Genomic DNA, 16,383 nt, shown 5'->3' with positions numbered 1-16,383 from the left:
ACGATTTGTGTGGCTGGTAAAAAGCAACTCGTCCCAATTGGCGCCGACCAGCGCCGGTCTTTGAAAAAATGATCCCGTTCGGTATCGAAAAGGAGGACTGGGAGCAGAATCATGCTGTATGAACAATAGACTGTCGTTTGCAGAACTGGCGGAGCTCGTTGGTTCTTCGGCAGCCTCTTGCATTGCGACACGTCGATAAGCTTCGAGCGGACGGTGTGATAATTGCCGACGTTGCACTAGACTAGCACTACTTTGGCAGTTTAGGTTTGACGGCGTCTGCGAGCAGCTTCTCACAGTGAGGACATCTGCGGGGCGGCGGCCGCGTGAAGAGGTCGAGAATTGCTTGTCTAACAGCTGGCATGCTCGGTTGTGGCGGTGGTCCGCCGACTCTTTTTTTTCCGTCCCGCTGCTTTGAGGCGGCGGGCTTGGAGAAAGGCGTAGGCGATCATGGTCATCAAGGCGTGTCGATGTAATCCAGTCCATGATCGGCCTTCGAAGTGGTCGAGGCCGAGTTCCTCCTTCAATTGCTGATGTGCCTGCTCACAGACCCACCTCGCCTTGATCGTGGCGGCGAGCATCTTGAGGCTCGCATCGGCCGGTAAGTTCGACACATAGTATTTTTGCTCGCCAGTCGACCGGCGTTCGCCGACGAGCCAGACCTCGTCGCCTGGCATGCATTGCATGCGATTGTCGAGCATCCGGTGCTTATGACCATCCGCAACGCGGACACGGCGAGCCGCAAACAAACATGTCAGCCGACCTTTAGTGCCGCGCCGCCAGCTTATCTTGTGCCATCTCTCACCAGACAGCATCACCTCGGCAGAGACCGGCGGCTGGTCCGGGATGTGATATTGGCGGCGCCTGCCTGTGGTCGCGACCGGGAAGATCAGATCAACATCGGCCGGATAGACGTTTTGGCGTCGCGATAGTCCTACAGCCCACAGCAGACCGCGCTCACTCAAAGCCTGACGAAAAGAGCTGCTCGACCCGTAGCCCGCGTCGGCAAGCACGCAGCCGAAACGCACGCCGGAGGCGATGACACGATCGATCTCTTCGATGGCGATCTCCGGCTTTGTCAGAGCGACCTGTCGATCCTTCGGGACGCGCGCCCGCATCATCCGCTCGGGATCATTCGTCCAGGTGTCGGGCAAGAAGAGCCGAAGGCCCACCATCACCGGCACTTCGCGTGAGGCCAGGGTCACCGACACCAGCGACTGGCAGTTGGATGTCTTGCCAAGCGACGAAGCGTATTGAGGCGCGACACCAACCGAATGTTGTCCCTTCTTCGGTAACGCTGTGTCGTCAATGACGAGAAAACCCGCCTCATCGCCGACCAGGCGATCTGCCTCCTTCAGCAGGGCGGCCTCGAGCGGAGCGCTGTCCCAAACCCCTGCCGCGACAAAATGATGAAGCTGATCGTAGCCGACATCGCCCGCTCGCGCGGCCATCGGTTGTACGCTCTTACGGTCGCCCGGCCCGATCAGACCGGCAATGTACAGCGGACACATCCGGCGCCGAGCTGGATGCGAAAGACCTGCCAAAAACGGTTGAAGCCAGTGCTCGAGATCGGCTTGCCAGTCCACGTCCATTGATCGGCCCTCCATACGCCGACCTCCCATGAATCACGCAAACTCTCTCTTGGGAATTCCAAAAACTCGCCCGCCCCTAAAAACCTGCCAAAGTAGTGTTAGGGTCCGGACTCATAACCAGTAGCTGACGATTGCCGCGAGGAAGACGGCGGCGAGGAAGCTCGTCGCCGATCGATCGTATCGTGTGGCAATGCGGCGGAAATCCTTGAGCCGTCCAAACATCCGCTCGATGGCGTTGCGATCGCGGTATAGGAATGGCGAGAAGCAGTTCTTCCAGCGTCGGTTAGCTTTCGGCGGAATGTTCGGCATCGTCCCTTTGCCCTCGACCTTGTGCCGGATGGCATTGGTGTCATAGCCCTTGTCGGCGTGCAGGATCGGGCTCTTCGGCATCTGCTCCAGAAGCAAATCCGCGGCACTGCAATCGGCGACCTGGCCACCGGTCAAAAGGAAAGCGATTGGACGGCACAGGCCGTCGGTCAGGGCGTGGATTTTCGTGGTTCGACCACCGCGCGATCGGCCGATCGCCTGATTTTGTTCCCCTCCTTTGCCGGCTGAGGCACATCGATGCGCCTTCACCGCCGAGGAGTCGATAAGCACCTCCGCGGGCGGTCCGCTAGCCGAGACCAAGGCATGGAAGATGTCGGCCCAGACGCCCTTGGCCGCCCATCGGACGAAGCGGTTGTAGAGCGTCTTGCGCGGGCCGTAGGCATCCGGTGCGTCGACCCAACGACCACCTGACCTCAGGACATGCACGATACCGCTGATCACCCGGCGATCATCAACCCGCGGCTTCCGCGTGTGTCAGTTGGCAAGAGCGCCACGAGCCGCCCAAACTGCTCCTCGGTCAGCCAGAAATAATCGCGATTCATCCGTGTGGTCTCCCTTTGGAGACCGTGAATCACGAAGCAGATTCCGACGAAATCCCTGTTGATTCCGTGCCCCCTTTGGACCACTGTCCCTAGATCGGGCAAGGCCGCGACGGGATGGTGGACTCAGGGGGATCGCAATGCCCAACGCTTTCACTACTCTCGTCGGCATAGAAATCCCGATTGTCCAGGCGGCAATGGGTGGAGCTACGTCTCCGCAATTCGCGGCCGCAGTTAGCAATGCAGGCGGCCTCGGGATGCTCGCCCTCGGCTGGAGTCCGCCCGAAGCGGTACGCGCAGAAATTCGGGCCACCAAGGCCCTGACCGAGCGACCATTCGGCGTCAATCTCGTGTTGACATATCCGCAGGAGGAGCGCCTCGCGATCTGCTTGGAAGAAGGCGTGCCGGTAATCTCATTTTTCTGGGGCCAGGCAGGCCCGCTGATGGCTGAGGCGCCGCATCGTGGCGGGGCAAAGGTGCTGCATACGGTAGGAAGCGCCGAACAGGCTCGGATATCAGCCGAGGATGGTGCGGACGCAATCGTCGCGCAAGGCTGGGAGGCCGGTGGCCACGTTTACGGTAGAGTTGCCACGATGGCGTTGGTTCCGGCAGTTGTTGACCAGGTCGCGCCGGTCCCAGTTCTTGCCGCCGGTGGCATTGCGGATGGACGCGGTCTAGGTGTCTAGTCCCAGAGTGTGGGGGAATCAGTCAAGCTGATCCTTCATTGAGGGATAAGCTATGGGACAGATACTCCACGGCAGCGCCACGACCACGTACGCCATCCGAGCAGCGATACAGCGATCGAAGGCTCCGCTCAAGGAACTCGCCACGCAGCACGGCCTAAATCAGAAGACCGTCGCCAAGTGGCGCAAGCGGACCTTCGTCCACGACGCGCCGATGGGCCCGAAGACTGTACGCTCCACCGTTCTGACGGCTGATGCGGATTCCGACGTGAAGCCGGCCGCCATTCCGATCAAAGACCGGCCACCATTCCGATTTGAAGCCGGCCACCATTCCAATCAAAAGCCGGCCAGTTTTCGGCACTGAAGATTACCTCCTGGGTCAGCAACTTTGGCATCAATCACCTCGCCATGAACGGGGACATTTTGATGCCGGCAAAGAGAAGGCTGACCATGAGACAATTGAGACAAATGCTGCGGCTTGCCGGAAGCGGGACGAGCTCCCGCGAGATTGCGGTCGTATTGGGAATAGCGCGCAGTACGGTGCAGGATAATCTGCAGCGTGCAGCCGCGGTTGGATTGAGCTGGCCCTTGCCGGGGGAGCTGACCGACGATGCGCTTGAGCACAAGCTCTTCAGTCGCAACGGCGTCAAACAGGGCACGCGGCGACGCACGGAACCGAACTGGGCCGATCTTGCGGTCGAGCTCAAGAAGCCCGGCGTCACCTTGCTCATCCTGTGGGAGGAGTATCGCGGGTCGCATCCCGACGGTTACGGCTATAGTCGCTTTTGTGAACTTCTACGGGGATTTAAGCAGCGACTGTCACCGACGATGCGCCAGGAGCATGCGGCCGGCGACAAGGTCTTCGTGGATTATTCCGGCAAAAAGATTCCGATTGTCGATCGCAAGACCGGTGAGATCCGCGAGGCGGAGATCTTCGTGGCGGTGCTGGGTGCGTCCAGCTACACCTTTGCCGAGGCCACCTGGACGCAAACGCTCCCCGACTGGATTGGCTCGCATGTCCGGATGTTTCGTTTTTTTCACGGCGTTCCCAGACTCGTCGTTCCCGACAATCTGAAGTCTGGCGTCAGTCGCGCCAGTTTCTACGATCCCGAGATCAACCGCAGCTACGGCATGATGGCTTCCCACTATGGCGTCGGCGTTCTTCCGGCACGGCCAAGAAAGCCTCGGGATAAATCGAAAGTGGAGAATGGAGTGCGTTTCGCCCAGTCCTGCATTCTGGGGCGTCTGCGCAATCAGACCTTCTTCTCGCTTGCTGAAGCCAATGCCGCCATTGGCCGGGCACTCGATCGCATCAACGACCACGTCATGCGCCGGCTGGGCGTCAGTCGCCGGCAGCTCTTCGAGACCGTCGAGCGCCCGGCTTTGGCCAGTCTTCCACTGGAGGATTACGAGTTTGCCGAATGGCGTTTGGCTCGCGTCTCGACGGATTATCATGTCGAGTTCAAGACCTTCTTTTATTCGGTGCCCCACAGCCTCATTCGTCAGCAGGTCGATCTGAGAGCAACGGCGCGCACCATTGAGATCTTCCACCGCGGCAAGCGCGTCGCGGTGCATCAGCGCCGCTATGGAGGTCCTCGCCATGGAACCGATCCGGATCACATGCCCAGTTCCCACCGGCGCTATGCCGAATGGACGCCGGAGCGCTTTCGGCGCTGGGCCACGTCGATCGGGCCGCAGACCGAAGGTCTGGTCATCGCAATTCTCGCCAGCCGTCCGCATCCCGAGCAGGGCTTTCGAACATGTCTGGGCATCCTACGTCTGTTTCGCGACATCGATCGCAATCGGGCCGAATCCGTGTCAGCCCGCGCTGTCGAGATCGGTGGCCTGAACTGCAAGAGCATTGCTTCGCTCATCGCCAACCACAAAGCCGCACGCCATTCCACCGAACCAACCGCCATCGTCGATCACGCCAATCTGCGTGGCCCTGATTACTTTCATTGAGGAGATCCACCCATGCTGATCAATCCCACCATCGACATGCTGCGAGAGCTCGGCCTTTACGGCATGGCAACCGCTTTCCAGGAACTCGACGCACAGTCCGAAGTGCGCGGCCTCGAGCACGGCGAATGGCTTGCCATGCTGCTCGAACGCGAGGCGACCATGCGCCGTCAGAAGCGTTTCGAGGCTCGCGCCAGGGCTGCCAAGCTTCGCCATGACGCGCAGATCGAGAATGCCGACTTCCGCGCCGCACGCGGCCTCGACCGCAATATGTTCATGGCGCTTGCCGGCTGCAACTGGATCAGAAAGCATCACGGTCTTCTTGTCACCGGGCCAGCCGGCGTCGGCAAAAGCTGGCTTGCCTGCGCTCTTGGCCACCAGGCCTGCCGGGAAGACTTCTCAGTCGCCTACCACCGGGTTCCCCGGCTGTTCGCCGCCCTCGCGCTTGCAAGAGGCGACGGGCGATACGGCAGGATCCTCAAATCTCTTGCCAGGACCGACCTGCTGATCCTCGATGACTGGGGACCGGAAAAACTCAATGACGACCAACGCCGCGATCTCCTGGAGATCGTTGAGGATCGCTACGAACGACGCTCAACCATCGTCACAAGTCAGGTGCCCGTGGATCGCTGGTGGGAAATTATTGCAAACCCAACTTTGGCCGACGCCATCCTGGATCGCCTCGTTCACAACGCCTATCGCATCGATCTCACCGGTGAAAGCATGCGAAAACAGCGCCCGCCGATCGTCCCCGAAAACACCGAAGCTTGACCTGAAACAAAACCCAACCCAAACATCAACGAGACCCAGGATCAGACCGAAAACTGGCCGCCTTCAAATCGGAATGGTGGCCGGAATGAAATCGGAATGACTGGCCGGCTTCAAATCGGAATCGGTGGCCGGCTTCATCGGAATACGCAGATCGCCGCCTTCATCGCCAGCGCGACGGTCATGTCGACGCCGGGAATGGTCATCAGCCGCTTCACGCCTTCATCCGCGAGAGCCGAGCGGGCAAGATCGCGTTCGATGACCTGGAGGTCTTCGCCCAATCGGTCGAACTCACGCAGATGCCGATCGATCGCGAGGCGCTCGTCCTGCGGTACGACCTGCTCGCTCAACCATGACCGGCCCTTAGTGCCGCACAGGTCGGCATGCGGGCAGGACGGGATCAGGTGGCTGTGAAGGATCGACTGGATGACGTTCTTCAATCGAGATCTCTGTCGGACAATCTGATTGCGCCGTGTCACCTGTCGACGCAGAGCCTGCGTCGGCTCATCCGGAATCCAGACTTCCGGCAGGAAGCCGCTGGCATAGAGCTGCGCCAGAACGCTGGCATCGATCGTGTCCGTCTTGATCTTGGCATAGGCGATGATGCGCACCTGCTTGGGGTTTGCGATCACCACTTTCTTCACATGCGGCGCGACAACCGCGGCGGCCGAGGACGCGTTGCCCGTCGCCTCGATCACCACGACATCATCCAACGACAGCTTTGCGGCGAAGGCATCCAGCAGATCGCGCCGCATGTCGACACGACCCAGCCGCCTGAGCCTGCCGTCCTCCCAAGCTACCGCCTCGGCGAAGGCGCGATGGATATCCAGTCCGATGATGCGCATGCCCGTTCCTCCTTCTTGGCTCGGTCAAAGACGGGAACTGGCGGGCAACACGACATCTACTGATCCGCGCTCGCAGCGCATCCGGGAAAGTCGCGAGGGGCGGCCATGTAACGAGCTCGGGCTCTCAGCCCACGGTCTATTGACGGCCTGCCTGCACCTTCGTGCTCCCGGTGCCCCACGTCCTGGATGGGCTCACCATAAGGCCGTTCCAAAACAAGAACAGCAGGACGAAAAGGCACCACAGATCACATACCGGATAACGGTCAGGTCGAACGGATGAACCGAACGCTGAAGGAGGCAACCGTCCGGCGGTATCACTACGATACCCACCGCCAACTCGAAAATCACCTAGCTGCCTTCCTCGACGGATACAACTTCGCCAGGCGCCTCAAGACCCTTCACGGCCTCACACCTTACGAAGCCATCTGCACGGCATGGGCCAAACAGCCAGACCGGTTTAGACTCGATCCAATCCACTTGACCTCGGGACTGAACACCTAGCCGCGGCGATGGCACTTGGTGCCGCGGGCGCTTGGATCGGTACCCGCTTTCTCGCGAGCATCGAAGCTCCAATCCATGCGCGCTATCGCGACCGCATCCTCTCGGCCAAGGAGACGGACACAGAATATGGGACGGTTTTCGACGTCGGCTGGCCCGACGCTCCGCACCGTAGCCTCCGCAACAAAACCATTGAAGCTTGGGAGGCAGCCGGACGCCCGCCGACGGGTGGGCGTCCCAACGAAGGCGTCGTGGTAGCAAAGTCGCCATATGGTGATGTGGTTTCATACCAATCTCACACGCCGGGATCGGGTGACGAGGGCGACATTGATGCCCTTGCCCTATGGTCGGGCCAAGGCGTCAGCCTCGTCCGCCACGTCCAGCCCGCCGCCGAGATTGTCCGCGAAATGAGCGATGAGGCGCGGGCAATACTCGCACGGCTTGGGAACGATCCATCTTTCTAAAGCTCACGTGGGAAGTACCGCCGATCTCAATCGCGGACTTATGGGTCCGGACCCTAAATTGCAAACATCCCCCATCGGAGGAACCCTACTTCTGCAAGATGCGCCAAACCGTCGGCGTCGTTCGCGTCGGTTTGTTCAGCGCCAATCGAGCGCGGCTTTGGCATGGCGCGCAGCGATACAGACGGCCGGCACTTTCTCGGCACGCAGCTCAAACACCACGCGTTTTACGGGTGGCGCTCGCTTGCGGATAAGGTTTGCAATGATCTTGGGATCTCGGGCGCACACCCCGCGCCAGACGCGCTGGCTTCCCGGCGGATCGATACCGCCGTCTCTTTCATCGACACATCGAGATGATAGAATCTTCCATGTTGCCTGAGAATGCATTCGAATCTCCCACCGCAAAATCAGTCAGAGCTGAGGCCGCTTGTCCGCCCATGGCTGCAACTGCTCAAATGCCGCCGAAGCCTGCAGCACGCCCAGGTCGTCAAAGCGTTTGCCGACGATTTGCAACCCGACTGGCAAGCCATTCGGAGTGAACCCACATGGTACGCTGGCGGCGGGATTCCACGACATATTGAATTGGTGAGTGAATTCGACCCAGCTGAACTCATCCCAAGGATCTGTCATCTCACGACCGGGCGTCAGCTTCTCGACCGGAAAGGCCGCGACTGAAGCGCAAGGCGTCAGCAGTAAATCCCAGTCCTGGAACCAGCGATGGATGTTTGCGACGTAGTCCATTTTCCGCCGCCGCATTTCCAAAAAGCGGGAGACGGGGATGTCCATCGATTGCCTGATGCAGGCAACGAGCCCAGGGTCCATTTCCGCCTCCCACTTCGGAAGGTAGCGTGCAAGGCCGGACACGCCCGCCGACCAGAAGAAGCGGAACAGCTCCGGTCCATCTTTCGCCCAGGGGGTAGGGACTTCCTCGACTATGGCACCAAGTTCCGCGAAGCGCGCCGCGGCGGCCTTGACGAGTTCGGCGACTGCGGGCTCGACGCGAGCAATACCGAGATCGGGGCTATAGGCAACGCGCTTTCCTTTCAAGCCATTGCGCAGTCGGGCGAGGTAATTGGCAGGCCCTGCCTCGAGAGACGTATAGTCAAGAGGGTGAGGCCCTGCCATGACCTCAAGCATCAGCGCGCTGTCGGCGACTGTACGCGTCATCGGCCCAATGTGGGAAGTCATATCACCTGCGGAGACAGGATAGTTCGGCACACGCCCGAAGCTGGGCTTAAGTCCGAACACACCGCAGAAATGCGCCGGCAAGCGGATCGATCCCCCTCCGTCACTGCCTTGATGCAGCGGCCCGTAACCTGCCGCTGCCGCAGCGCCAGCGCCGGCCGAGGACGCGCCAGCGTTGTAGCCGAGCTTCCACGGGTTGCTGGTGATGCCTGTTAGCGGGCTGCGCGAAACACCGGTCCAGCCAAACTCAGATACAGTGGTCTTCCCTAGTATTATCGCGCCTTCGTCTCTCAGCCGCGACACGACCGGCGCATCCTCGGCGGGCTGATCGCCGCCGAAGATCTTACTGCCTTGTTGTGTCGGCATGTCTTTGGTGATCTGCAAGTCCTTGATCGTGACAGGCACGCCGTGTAACCGACCGATTCGCGCACCGGTTACCAACGCAGCTTCCGCCTTTTTCGCATCCTCCATCGCGCGATCTGCAGTAAGGTAAGCGAATGCGTTTATTCTTGGCTCCAGCTCAGCAATTCGGGCTAACAGCGCGCCCATGTACTCGACCGGCGAAACTTCTTTGGTGCGAATAAGCTCGGCTAGTTCGACGGCTGGCATAAAGCCGATGGTCTGAGAGTTCATGCGATCATCCCTTGCTAATTTGATTTGTCGATCCGGTGCTGGCAACGGAGCGGGCCGCCCCGAGTGCGACTGCGGACGACGCGACCCGCATAGTGATGGTAGTGGCGATCGGTAAGCTGGTCCACGCGGCTCCCTGCCGGGAAGCATCGCCGAAGAAGGAGCGGTACCACTGCAGCGAAAGGCCAGAGGGCGGAATTTTCAGGAACACCCCAGCGCTAGACGACATGACAATGACGACAATGCTGGGAAGTCGCAGGTAAAGACATGACGAGAGCAATAGACGCCGCGCCAATTAGCTGCGTCCACCTGCTTTCGCGAGTAGCTAGATAGACCTGTGCCGCCCATCCGCCTCGTGCGATACGGGGCCGCGATTTCACGCACATAGAGCATGAGGTTGTTGAAAGCTGGCATGCTAATCTGCCTTGGATTTGTCGTTGACTTTTGCTCCGCCGCCGTGCGCGCCGGCAACGCTGCCCCAGCCCTTCATGAGCTAAAGGTTGCCTCGATTCAATTTGGTATGCCTTTCGGTGTCCCTTCACTTCCTTCCACATTGCAGAATTGTGACACCAGACGGCGCACCTTTTGCGTCGAAATGGCTCTCTGATGAAATGGTCACCTCATGATGCGCTGCGCGTTGGAACGAATCGCGCCGGATTTGCCAGAAGCTCCAAACTTGAAAAGGCCGCCATCGTGAGCAAGAAGCCTTCGCGTTTCTCGCAAAGCTTGCGCCCGCGTGGGCGCTTTTTCTCGATCACGAGAAGGAGCATCCATCACGCTGGGCGCCGGTATGCTCGATCGCAGCAAAGATCGGCAGTATAGCCCAGTCGCTCAATAAATGGGCGACGAAGGATAAGGTGAGACAGGCATGGGCGCCGGGATAGGTGGCGGATGATCGGCAAAACGCAACGCAAGGCCTGCTAGACCGAGCTGCGTTCACTGCAAGTCCGTCCTGGCCGAACCGCTTCAAGCGCTGCTTCTAGGCCGGCGAGTTCGATTTCGTGAACGCGACGCAAGCGATCTGAAGGTGCGGCGATGGAGTATGTGCATATAAGCCCGGCGTAATAGCCGTGGCGCGATCCGCCGATTTCATGGTGACCTTGTGATCCACCTCGAAACACGTCTTCGCTCCAGGAGATAGGAGAGGTTCCGCTTCTCCCGAGACGCTGCGACCCCGGCATTTCAACGAAGGCATTTTTGAGGTGGCCATGTCGGCGGTCGGCGCAATATGGCGCTATCCGAATCACGGCACCAAGTGGCCAAAAAAGGGGAGGAACTGGGACATGACAATTTCTCGACGCAACCTCAACAAGACGGGTTTCGCCGCCGGAACGGCCCTATCGATCCCTTCTGTCCTGCGGGCGCAGACAGCACCAACCGAGGCGCGGGCGGTGCGCATGGTCAAGGGGGGCTTTCTCAGCGTCTTCGATCCGATCTGGACGGCGGCTACACCGCCGACCACGGCGCGGCAATCTACGACACGCTGTTCGCACTCGACTCCAACGTTATGCCGCAGCCTCAAATGGTGGGGAAGTGGGGCGTATCCGACGACCAGAAGACTTATACGTTCGAGCTGCGGGACGGCCTGGGTTGGCATGACGGTACCCCCGTCACTGCGGCGGACTGTGTGGCCTCTATCCGCCGGTGGGGACAGGTTGCTCCCGGCGGACAACTGATCATTGAGTGGGCCAGAGATATTTCGAAAAAGGACGACAAGACCTTCACGATCTCACTCAAGGAGCCCCTGAAGATTTTGACCGATATCCTGGCGGATCTTACGCCGCCATGCCTGTTTATCATGCGCGAGAAAGATGCGGATCGCCCTGCAACCGAACGGGTGACCACGAATATCGGATCAGGACCGTTCAGGTTCAATGAAGCTCTTGCCAAGCCGGGCGCGAGCTTTACCTATGACCGAAATGAACAGTACGTACCGCGCAACGAGCAGTCCGACGGGTTCGCCGGCGGGAAAATCGTTAAGGTCGATCGCGTCATCTGGGACAATATCGCCGATGAGCAGACTGCATTGGCAGCCCTGCAAGCTGGCGAGATTGATTACTATGAGGATCCGCCAGCTGACCTTTACTCATTAATCGAGAGTGATCCCGATCTCGAACTCCAGGTCCTGGACAAAGCGGGATGGAACGCGTTCCTGCGCATGAATTTTCTGCAGAAACCGTTTGACAACGTCAAGGCGCGCCAAGCCGTCCTCCACCTGATCTATCGGGAAGCGTTCATGCGCATCATGAAGCCGAACTTCGGCGGCCCCGTGATTTCGATATTCGGCAGCGATACACCTGTATCTAACGACGAAAATACGGGATGGTATAAGAGCGGCGATCCGGAAAAGGCGAAGTAACTCTTTAAGGAGTCCGGATATGCCGGCGAGAAGGTCGTGATTCTCCAACCGACGGACTGGTCGGGGGCCGGTAATGCCTCGCAGCTATTGGCGGCTGCGCTGCAGAAGATCGGGGTCAACGCCGAGCTTGCGCCGAGCGATTGGGGTGGAGTTGTTACACGTAGGGCGAACAAAGGCCCCATCGCGGACGGCGGCTGGAACATCTTTATCTCGGCCGAACCCGACTATTCCCTCGGCAATCCGCTCACTGACCCCATCCTAATCGCGAATGGCGACATGTCTAATGCCGGGGTCAACGAGAGGGCGCATTCCATCAGGACTGAGCCGCGAAACGGTTCGAAAGACGTTCGGGGTTGAGCTGCTGCCGGTTACACCCGCGCGAAGCCGGTAGCAGAAGCTGGATGTTTGCTACCGTGATGGGTGCGCTCCGCAGGCGGGTCGGACCCATCCTCGGAGCGGTACTTATCGAAGCGGCGGTCCGGTATGGTGATCCGCGGATCGGGTCCAAATCGCACGTGCTTGCAAAGGACCGAGGAAACAGCTGGTCTCCCGATCCGGATCGGGTTCAATGCGCCTGGAGTTGTTCGCCGCCTCCTCACAAGCCCTACCAGTACTGTCGTCGCGCGACTGAGATCATCTGAGGTCACTACGGGAAAGACCGGCTCCGAAAGTTCTGCTGCTTCGTCAGCATGGCCCAGATGATTGTTAACCAGCGACCCATACCTGCATGCGTGGCTTGCACCATGCGCCGGGCGCTCACGCTGCTTCCCCCTCCAACCGCTTCGCTGCTATTTCTAGCGCGTGCCAGAGCGAAGCGGCAAACGAATGCGCGCCGAGCACGGCAACGTGGGTTTCACTACGGCGAATGACGAAACATGTCATATTTTCAAGGACTGTACGTGTCGCGCGGCCCGGACCAAAGTCAGCAAGATCGATGTTGATCAGCTTCGCCAGCAATGTCTCGATAGGCTCCGTGCCGGCCATGGACACAATTTCGACAGCCACCCACCCACCAGTCTGCTCGGTCACCGAGCATCCGCGGGCGGCCTCTTTCAAATTCGCCGCAAAGTCCTCGTCGGCGCGGCCTTGGGCCTCGATCATCCACTGATCCGGTCCGGTCCAGAAAACTGCCACCTCCTGACCTACGACCCAGCATCCCGGCTCCGGCAAATTCAATCCGAACGGCTGAGGCTCAACGGTTTCCCTGCGTAGCGCTAGAGAGGCAAGCGCCAGATTCTCGTTCTCACGAATCTGCAATGTTGCAAACGATGCGGAGCGAGGCTTTTCGGCGCCGAGCGCCATGAGCGGTTTCAGGTTAGCCACGCAGACGTACTCCTTCAGCATCAACAAAATGCGCCGATACAACACGCAGGCGTGCACTTTCTCCTTCGGCTGGGTTCGAAGCCACGATCACCTCGCCCAGCCGGTCATAGCCGTTCTTGAGGAAAGCGAGCCCAATCATGGACCCGACATGGGGCGAATAGCAGGCCGATGTGATCCAGCCCTGATCGCTATCGAGGTTAAATGCTGCCCCCTCGGCGAAGAGATGTGACCCGACAACGATCTTGCCGCCAGTCTCGACAGGCTGGAGACCCACCAGCCGGCGCGTATCCCCCGCCAGTCCCTCGCGCCGAGACATGATCGCGCCAATTGAGTCTTTCTTCTGCGACACCATTTTGCCGAGCCCGAGCATTTCGGCGGTGGTTTGGCCGTTAAGCTGGGCTCCACCGACGTGGCCCTTTTCCATTCCTAGGACAGATAGCGCTTCGACCCCGAAAGGTGTCACTCCCAGATCAGCACCCATCTCCATCAGCCGTTTCATCAGCGCATGCCCGTAGCGGGTGGGAACCGCGATCTCGTAGCCAAGTTCGCCCACGAAGGAGACGCGGAAGAGCCGCGCCCGCAGACCGCCGCAAGCCGTTAGCTCCGCGCAGGCCATGAACGGAAACGCCTCGTTCGACAGATCGAACCCATCGACGATGCGGGCGAGCAGCGCACGCGAACTTGGCCCCGCAACAGCAATCTGCGCCCAGGCCTCGGTCGTGGAGATGAGCTGTACGTCGAAGTCGGGCCAGAGGCATTGCCGGGCGAAATCCATATTTCGGTAAACAAGCCCCGCATTGGCCGTCGTTGTGGTGACCACATAGTGGTCGTCGGCCAGCCGCGCGCACGTCCCATCATCATAGGCAAAGCCGTCCTCGCGCAGCATCAGCCCATAGCGCACGCGGCCGACCTTCAGCGTGGACATCATGTTGCTGTATAGACGGTCGAGAAACTTCCCCGCATCGGTGCCCTGCACGTCAATCTTTCCGAGCGTCGAGACGTCACATAGGCCCACTGCGCTACGCACGGCTCGGACTTCGCGATCTACGCTCATGCGCCAGTGCGTTTCGCCCTTACGGCGAAAATAATCGGCTCGCCGCCATGGGCTGGCCTCATCAAACACCGCACCTTGGGTTTCGGCCCAGTGGTGGGTCGGCGTCAAACGGGGCGGGCGGAAGTGCGGCCCTACATCGCCACCCCCAAAAACCGCGAGCGCCACGGGAGTATAGGGCGGGCGGAAGACCGTAGTTCCGGTTTCCGGGATTGTTTTCCCAGTGAGCTCCGCCATCACGGCGAGCCCGATCATATTGGCGGTCTTGCCCTGATCCGTCGCCATACCCAACGTAGTGTAGCGTTTCAGATGCTCTACCGGCCGCATGTTCTCAGCATGCGCGAGCTTGATGTCCTTTACCGTCACGTCGTTCTGGAAATCGACCCATGAGCGTTTCCTGCCCGGCACGTGAAACACGGGTGCAATCGTATATACATAGTCTTCCTCCGGGCACGGCAAACTAGGCGATCTTGCTGCTATCCCGATGTCCTCCAATGCAGATTTCGCCGCTTCCGCACCCGAACGCAGAGCTGCCGCGGTCGAAAAGCGCCCCGCTGCAGCACCCGCCGGAAGCAAGCCGCAAGGCCCGTTCTCGCCAGGCAGGAACGCCTGCAGCTGCTCATTCCAGGTCGGCCGACCCCGATGGTGCGAAGCCAGATGCACGTTTGGGTTCCAGCCGCCAGAGACCCCAAGGGCGCCGCAATCGATCCATTCGGACCTGCCGTTTGCCTGGACCTCAATCGACTTCAGGCCAAGTCGGCCGCGCGAGCCAGTCACCGTGGCCCCCGCGATCAAACGGTAGTCACCACGAGCCTTCGCCTCGGAGCGCACGTCGATTACAGCGGCGATCTGGACACCCTTGGCCGCGAGATCGCGGGCGGTACGGTGGCCGTCCTCGTTGTTCGTAAAGACCGCGACCTTTTCGGATGGGCACGCTGCCCAGCGATTCGCGTATGCCCGCATCGCGCCGGCCAACATGATGCCAGGACGATCATTGTCGGCAAAGGCGATGGGTCGCTCTATCGCGCCTGCAGCCAATACAGCGCGTTTCGCCGTGATGCGCCAAAGTGTCTGGCGGACTCGGCCACCGGGCTCCGCGAGATGATCCGAAACCCTTTCCACCGCACCATAAATGCCGTGGTCATAGACGCCGAAAACCGTGGTACGGCTCATCACCCGAAGGCGCGGTAGGCTCTTGAATTCAGACTCCAGCGCTGAGATCCAGTCGGCGACCGGGACCTCGCCCAGTGTTTCCGTCTCGCACAAGAGCCGTCCGCCCAGGCGGAAATCCTCCTCCGCCAGGATCACACGAGCGCCCGAGCGAGCGGCCGTCAGCGCCGCCGCAAGTCCGGCCGGACCCCCGCCGATCACCAGCAAGTCGCAATGCAGGAAGCCCCTGTCATAGGCATCGGGATCGGCCTGCATTGAGATGCTGCCGAGTCCCGCGGCCCTGCGGATGGCCGGCTCGTAGACTTTTTCCCAGAAGCTTTTCGGCCACATAAAGGTCTTGTAGTAGAACCCGGCTGTAAAAATCGGCGACAACAGGTCGTTGATAGCCATTGCATCGAAATGTAGCGAGGGCCAGCGATTCTGGCTTCGCGCCTCCAGTCCCTCGAACAGCTCGACCGTTGTCGCGCGCGTGTTCGGCTCCTGCCGCGCGCCGGTGCGCAGCTCGACCAAGGCATTTGGCTCCTCCGAGCCGGCGGACAGCACCCCGCGGGGACGATGATATTTGAAGCTGCGCCCCACCAGGCCAACGCCGTTGGCCAGTAGCGCCGATGCGAGCGTGTCGCCGGGATGGCCCTGGTAGCGTTTACCGTCAAACTTGAAGTTCAGTGTTTGTGAACGGTCGATCAATCCGCCCGAGAGCCGCGTCATCTTCCGCTCCTCTTCCGCGCAAGAGCGACGTCGCGCGCCAACTCCGCGCCGAGAACCTCGTGGGTGACCGTATTGCGCGTGACGACCAGCCAGGAGCGGTCGCCGTGCTCGTGGAACCACAATTCGCGGTGCGCGCCCGCCGGATTGTCGCGCAAATATACATAGTCGCAAAAGGCAGGCTCGGCGTCCGGTGCAGATGGGTCTGGACGGTCGATAAGCCGGGCGTCGCCGAGATAGGTAAATTCTCTTGCATCGCGCAAACCCAGAACTGGATGGGGGATGAGCATG

General features: G+C 60.2%; 10 protein-coding genes and 6 pseudogenes. 7 read left to right on the top strand and 9 right to left on the bottom strand.

Annotation, left to right across the window (positions count from 1 at the left end):
* Positions 1–347 precede the first annotated feature (347 nt).
* Positions 348–1,626: pseudogene (locus JN279_RS36445) on the bottom strand (IS701 family transposase).
* A gap of 74 nt (positions 1,627–1,700) precedes the next feature.
* Positions 1,701–2,458, bottom strand: a protein-coding gene (locus tag JN279_RS36440) for an IS5 family transposase (protein WP_202351551.1) whose coding sequence is annotated in 2 segments (ribosomal slippage) — positions 1,701–2,380 and positions 2,380–2,458 — 759 coding nt in all. Because the reading frame shifts where the segments join, the coding sequence is not laid out codon by codon here.
* 137 nt (positions 2,459–2,595) lie between these two features.
* Here JN279_RS36440 and JN279_RS36435 point away from each other — a divergent pair.
* From JN279_RS36435 to istB, 4 genes and pseudogenes are all read left to right on the top strand, one after another.
* Complete coding sequence (locus JN279_RS36435; protein ID WP_202351552.1) at positions 2,596–3,141, top strand: NAD(P)H-dependent flavin oxidoreductase; 546 nt, start codon at positions 2,596–2,598, stop codon at positions 3,139–3,141.
* A 52-nt stretch (positions 3,142–3,193) separates the two neighbouring features.
* Positions 3,194–3,388, top strand: a pseudogene (locus JN279_RS38535) (IS481 family transposase); the annotation flags it as partial.
* 200 nt (positions 3,389–3,588) lie between these two features.
* Positions 3,589–5,100 carry an IS21 family transposase gene (gene istA / locus JN279_RS36425; protein ID WP_202351541.1) on the top strand — a complete coding sequence of 504 codons (1,512 nt, stop codon included), beginning with the start codon at positions 3,589–3,591 and terminating at the stop codon, positions 5,098–5,100.
* 12 nt (positions 5,101–5,112) lie between these two features.
* Positions 5,113–5,868 carry an IS21-like element helper ATPase IstB gene (gene istB / locus JN279_RS36420; protein WP_202351540.1) on the top strand — a complete coding sequence of 252 codons (756 nt, stop codon included), beginning with the start codon at positions 5,113–5,115 and terminating at the stop codon, positions 5,866–5,868.
* A gap of 149 nt (positions 5,869–6,017) precedes the next feature.
* Here istB and JN279_RS36415 read toward each other — a convergent pair.
* A pseudogene (locus JN279_RS36415) lies at positions 6,018–6,710 on the bottom strand (IS110 family transposase); the annotation flags it as partial.
* Between the two features lie 258 nt (positions 6,711–6,968).
* On the opposite strand from JN279_RS36415, the pseudogene JN279_RS36410 reads away from it, so the two are divergent.
* Both JN279_RS36410 and JN279_RS36405 read left to right on the top strand, forming a co-directional pair.
* Positions 6,969–7,211 (top strand): annotated as a pseudogene (locus JN279_RS36410) (integrase core domain-containing protein); the annotation flags it as partial.
* 8 nt (positions 7,212–7,219) lie between these two features.
* The gene (locus JN279_RS36405) at positions 7,220–7,672 is read left to right on the top strand and encodes an NAD(P)H-dependent flavin oxidoreductase (protein WP_202351553.1); all 453 of its coding nucleotides are present in this window, start codon (positions 7,220–7,222) and stop codon (positions 7,670–7,672) included.
* A gap of 74 nt (positions 7,673–7,746) precedes the next feature.
* Here the strand turns inward: JN279_RS36405 and JN279_RS36400 are convergent.
* The 3 genes and pseudogenes from JN279_RS36400 to JN279_RS38885 form a co-directional block, all read right to left on the bottom strand.
* Positions 7,747–8,010, bottom strand: a pseudogene (locus JN279_RS36400) (IS110 family transposase); the annotation flags it as partial.
* Between the two features lie 70 nt (positions 8,011–8,080).
* Positions 8,081–9,487, bottom strand: a complete 1,407-nt coding sequence (locus JN279_RS36395; RefSeq protein WP_202351572.1) for an amidase — start codon at positions 9,485–9,487, stop codon at positions 8,081–8,083.
* A 917-nt stretch (positions 9,488–10,404) separates the two neighbouring features.
* On the bottom strand, positions 10,405–10,665 hold the full coding sequence (locus JN279_RS38885; protein ID WP_342216304.1) for a M24 family metallopeptidase: 261 nt from the start codon (positions 10,663–10,665) through the stop codon (positions 10,405–10,407).
* Between the two features lie 102 nt (positions 10,666–10,767).
* Here JN279_RS38885 and JN279_RS36390 point away from each other — a divergent pair.
* Positions 10,768–12,119 (top strand): annotated as a pseudogene (locus JN279_RS36390) (ABC transporter substrate-binding protein); the annotation flags it as partial.
* A gap of 480 nt (positions 12,120–12,599) precedes the next feature.
* On the opposite strand, the gene JN279_RS36385 reads toward JN279_RS36390, so the two are convergent.
* Genes JN279_RS36385 through JN279_RS36375 form a run of 3 tightly spaced genes read right to left on the bottom strand, consistent with a single transcriptional unit; the run spans position 12,600 to position 16,382 of the window.
* Positions 12,600–13,166 (bottom strand): sarcosine oxidase subunit gamma, encoded by a 567-nt coding sequence (locus JN279_RS36385; RefSeq protein WP_202351571.1) that lies wholly within the window; start codon positions 13,164–13,166, stop codon positions 12,600–12,602.
* Positions 13,159–16,095, bottom strand: coding sequence for a sarcosine oxidase subunit alpha family protein (locus JN279_RS36380; RefSeq protein ID WP_202351570.1), 2,937 nt, complete (start codon positions 16,093–16,095; stop codon positions 13,159–13,161). The genes JN279_RS36385 and JN279_RS36380 overlap by 8 nt, the downstream gene beginning before the upstream one ends.
* The gene (locus JN279_RS36375) at positions 16,092–16,382 is read right to left on the bottom strand and encodes a sarcosine oxidase subunit delta (RefSeq protein ID WP_202353881.1); all 291 of its coding nucleotides are present in this window, start codon (positions 16,380–16,382) and stop codon (positions 16,092–16,094) included. The genes JN279_RS36380 and JN279_RS36375 overlap by 4 nt, the downstream gene beginning before the upstream one ends.
* Position 16,383 lies beyond the last annotated feature (1 nt).

The organism is Mesorhizobium sp. 113-1-2, assembly GCF_016756475.1.
In the GTDB taxonomy this organism is placed as follows: Bacteria; Pseudomonadota; Alphaproteobacteria; order Rhizobiales; family Rhizobiaceae; genus Mesorhizobium; species Mesorhizobium loti_C.
This window is presented reverse-complemented; position numbering and strand designations above follow the sequence as displayed.

Coding starts and splice junctions, on each gene's coding strand:
- istB (WP_202351540.1), top strand. CDS start 5,113: ATGCTGATCAATCCCACCATCGACATGCTGCGAGAGCTCGGCCTTTAC.
- JN279_RS36435 (WP_202351552.1), top strand. CDS start 2,596: ATGCCCAACGCTTTCACTACTCTCGTCGGCATAGAAATCCCGATTGTC.
- JN279_RS36380 (WP_202351570.1), bottom strand. CDS start 16,095: ATGACGCGGCTCTCGGGCGGATTGATCGACCGTTCACAAACACTGAAC.
- JN279_RS36395 (WP_202351572.1), bottom strand. CDS start 9,487: ATGAACTCTCAGACCATCGGCTTTATGCCAGCCGTCGAACTAGCCGAG.
- JN279_RS36375 (WP_202353881.1), bottom strand. CDS start 16,382: ATGCTCATCCCCCATCCAGTTCTGGGTTTGCGCGATGCAAGAGAATTT.
- JN279_RS38885 (WP_342216304.1), bottom strand. CDS start 10,665: ATGCCGGGGTCGCAGCGTCTCGGGAGAAGCGGAACCTCTCCTATCTCC.
- istA (WP_202351541.1), top strand. CDS start 3,589: ATGAGACAATTGAGACAAATGCTGCGGCTTGCCGGAAGCGGGACGAGC.
- JN279_RS36405 (WP_202351553.1), top strand. CDS start 7,220: ATGGCACTTGGTGCCGCGGGCGCTTGGATCGGTACCCGCTTTCTCGCG.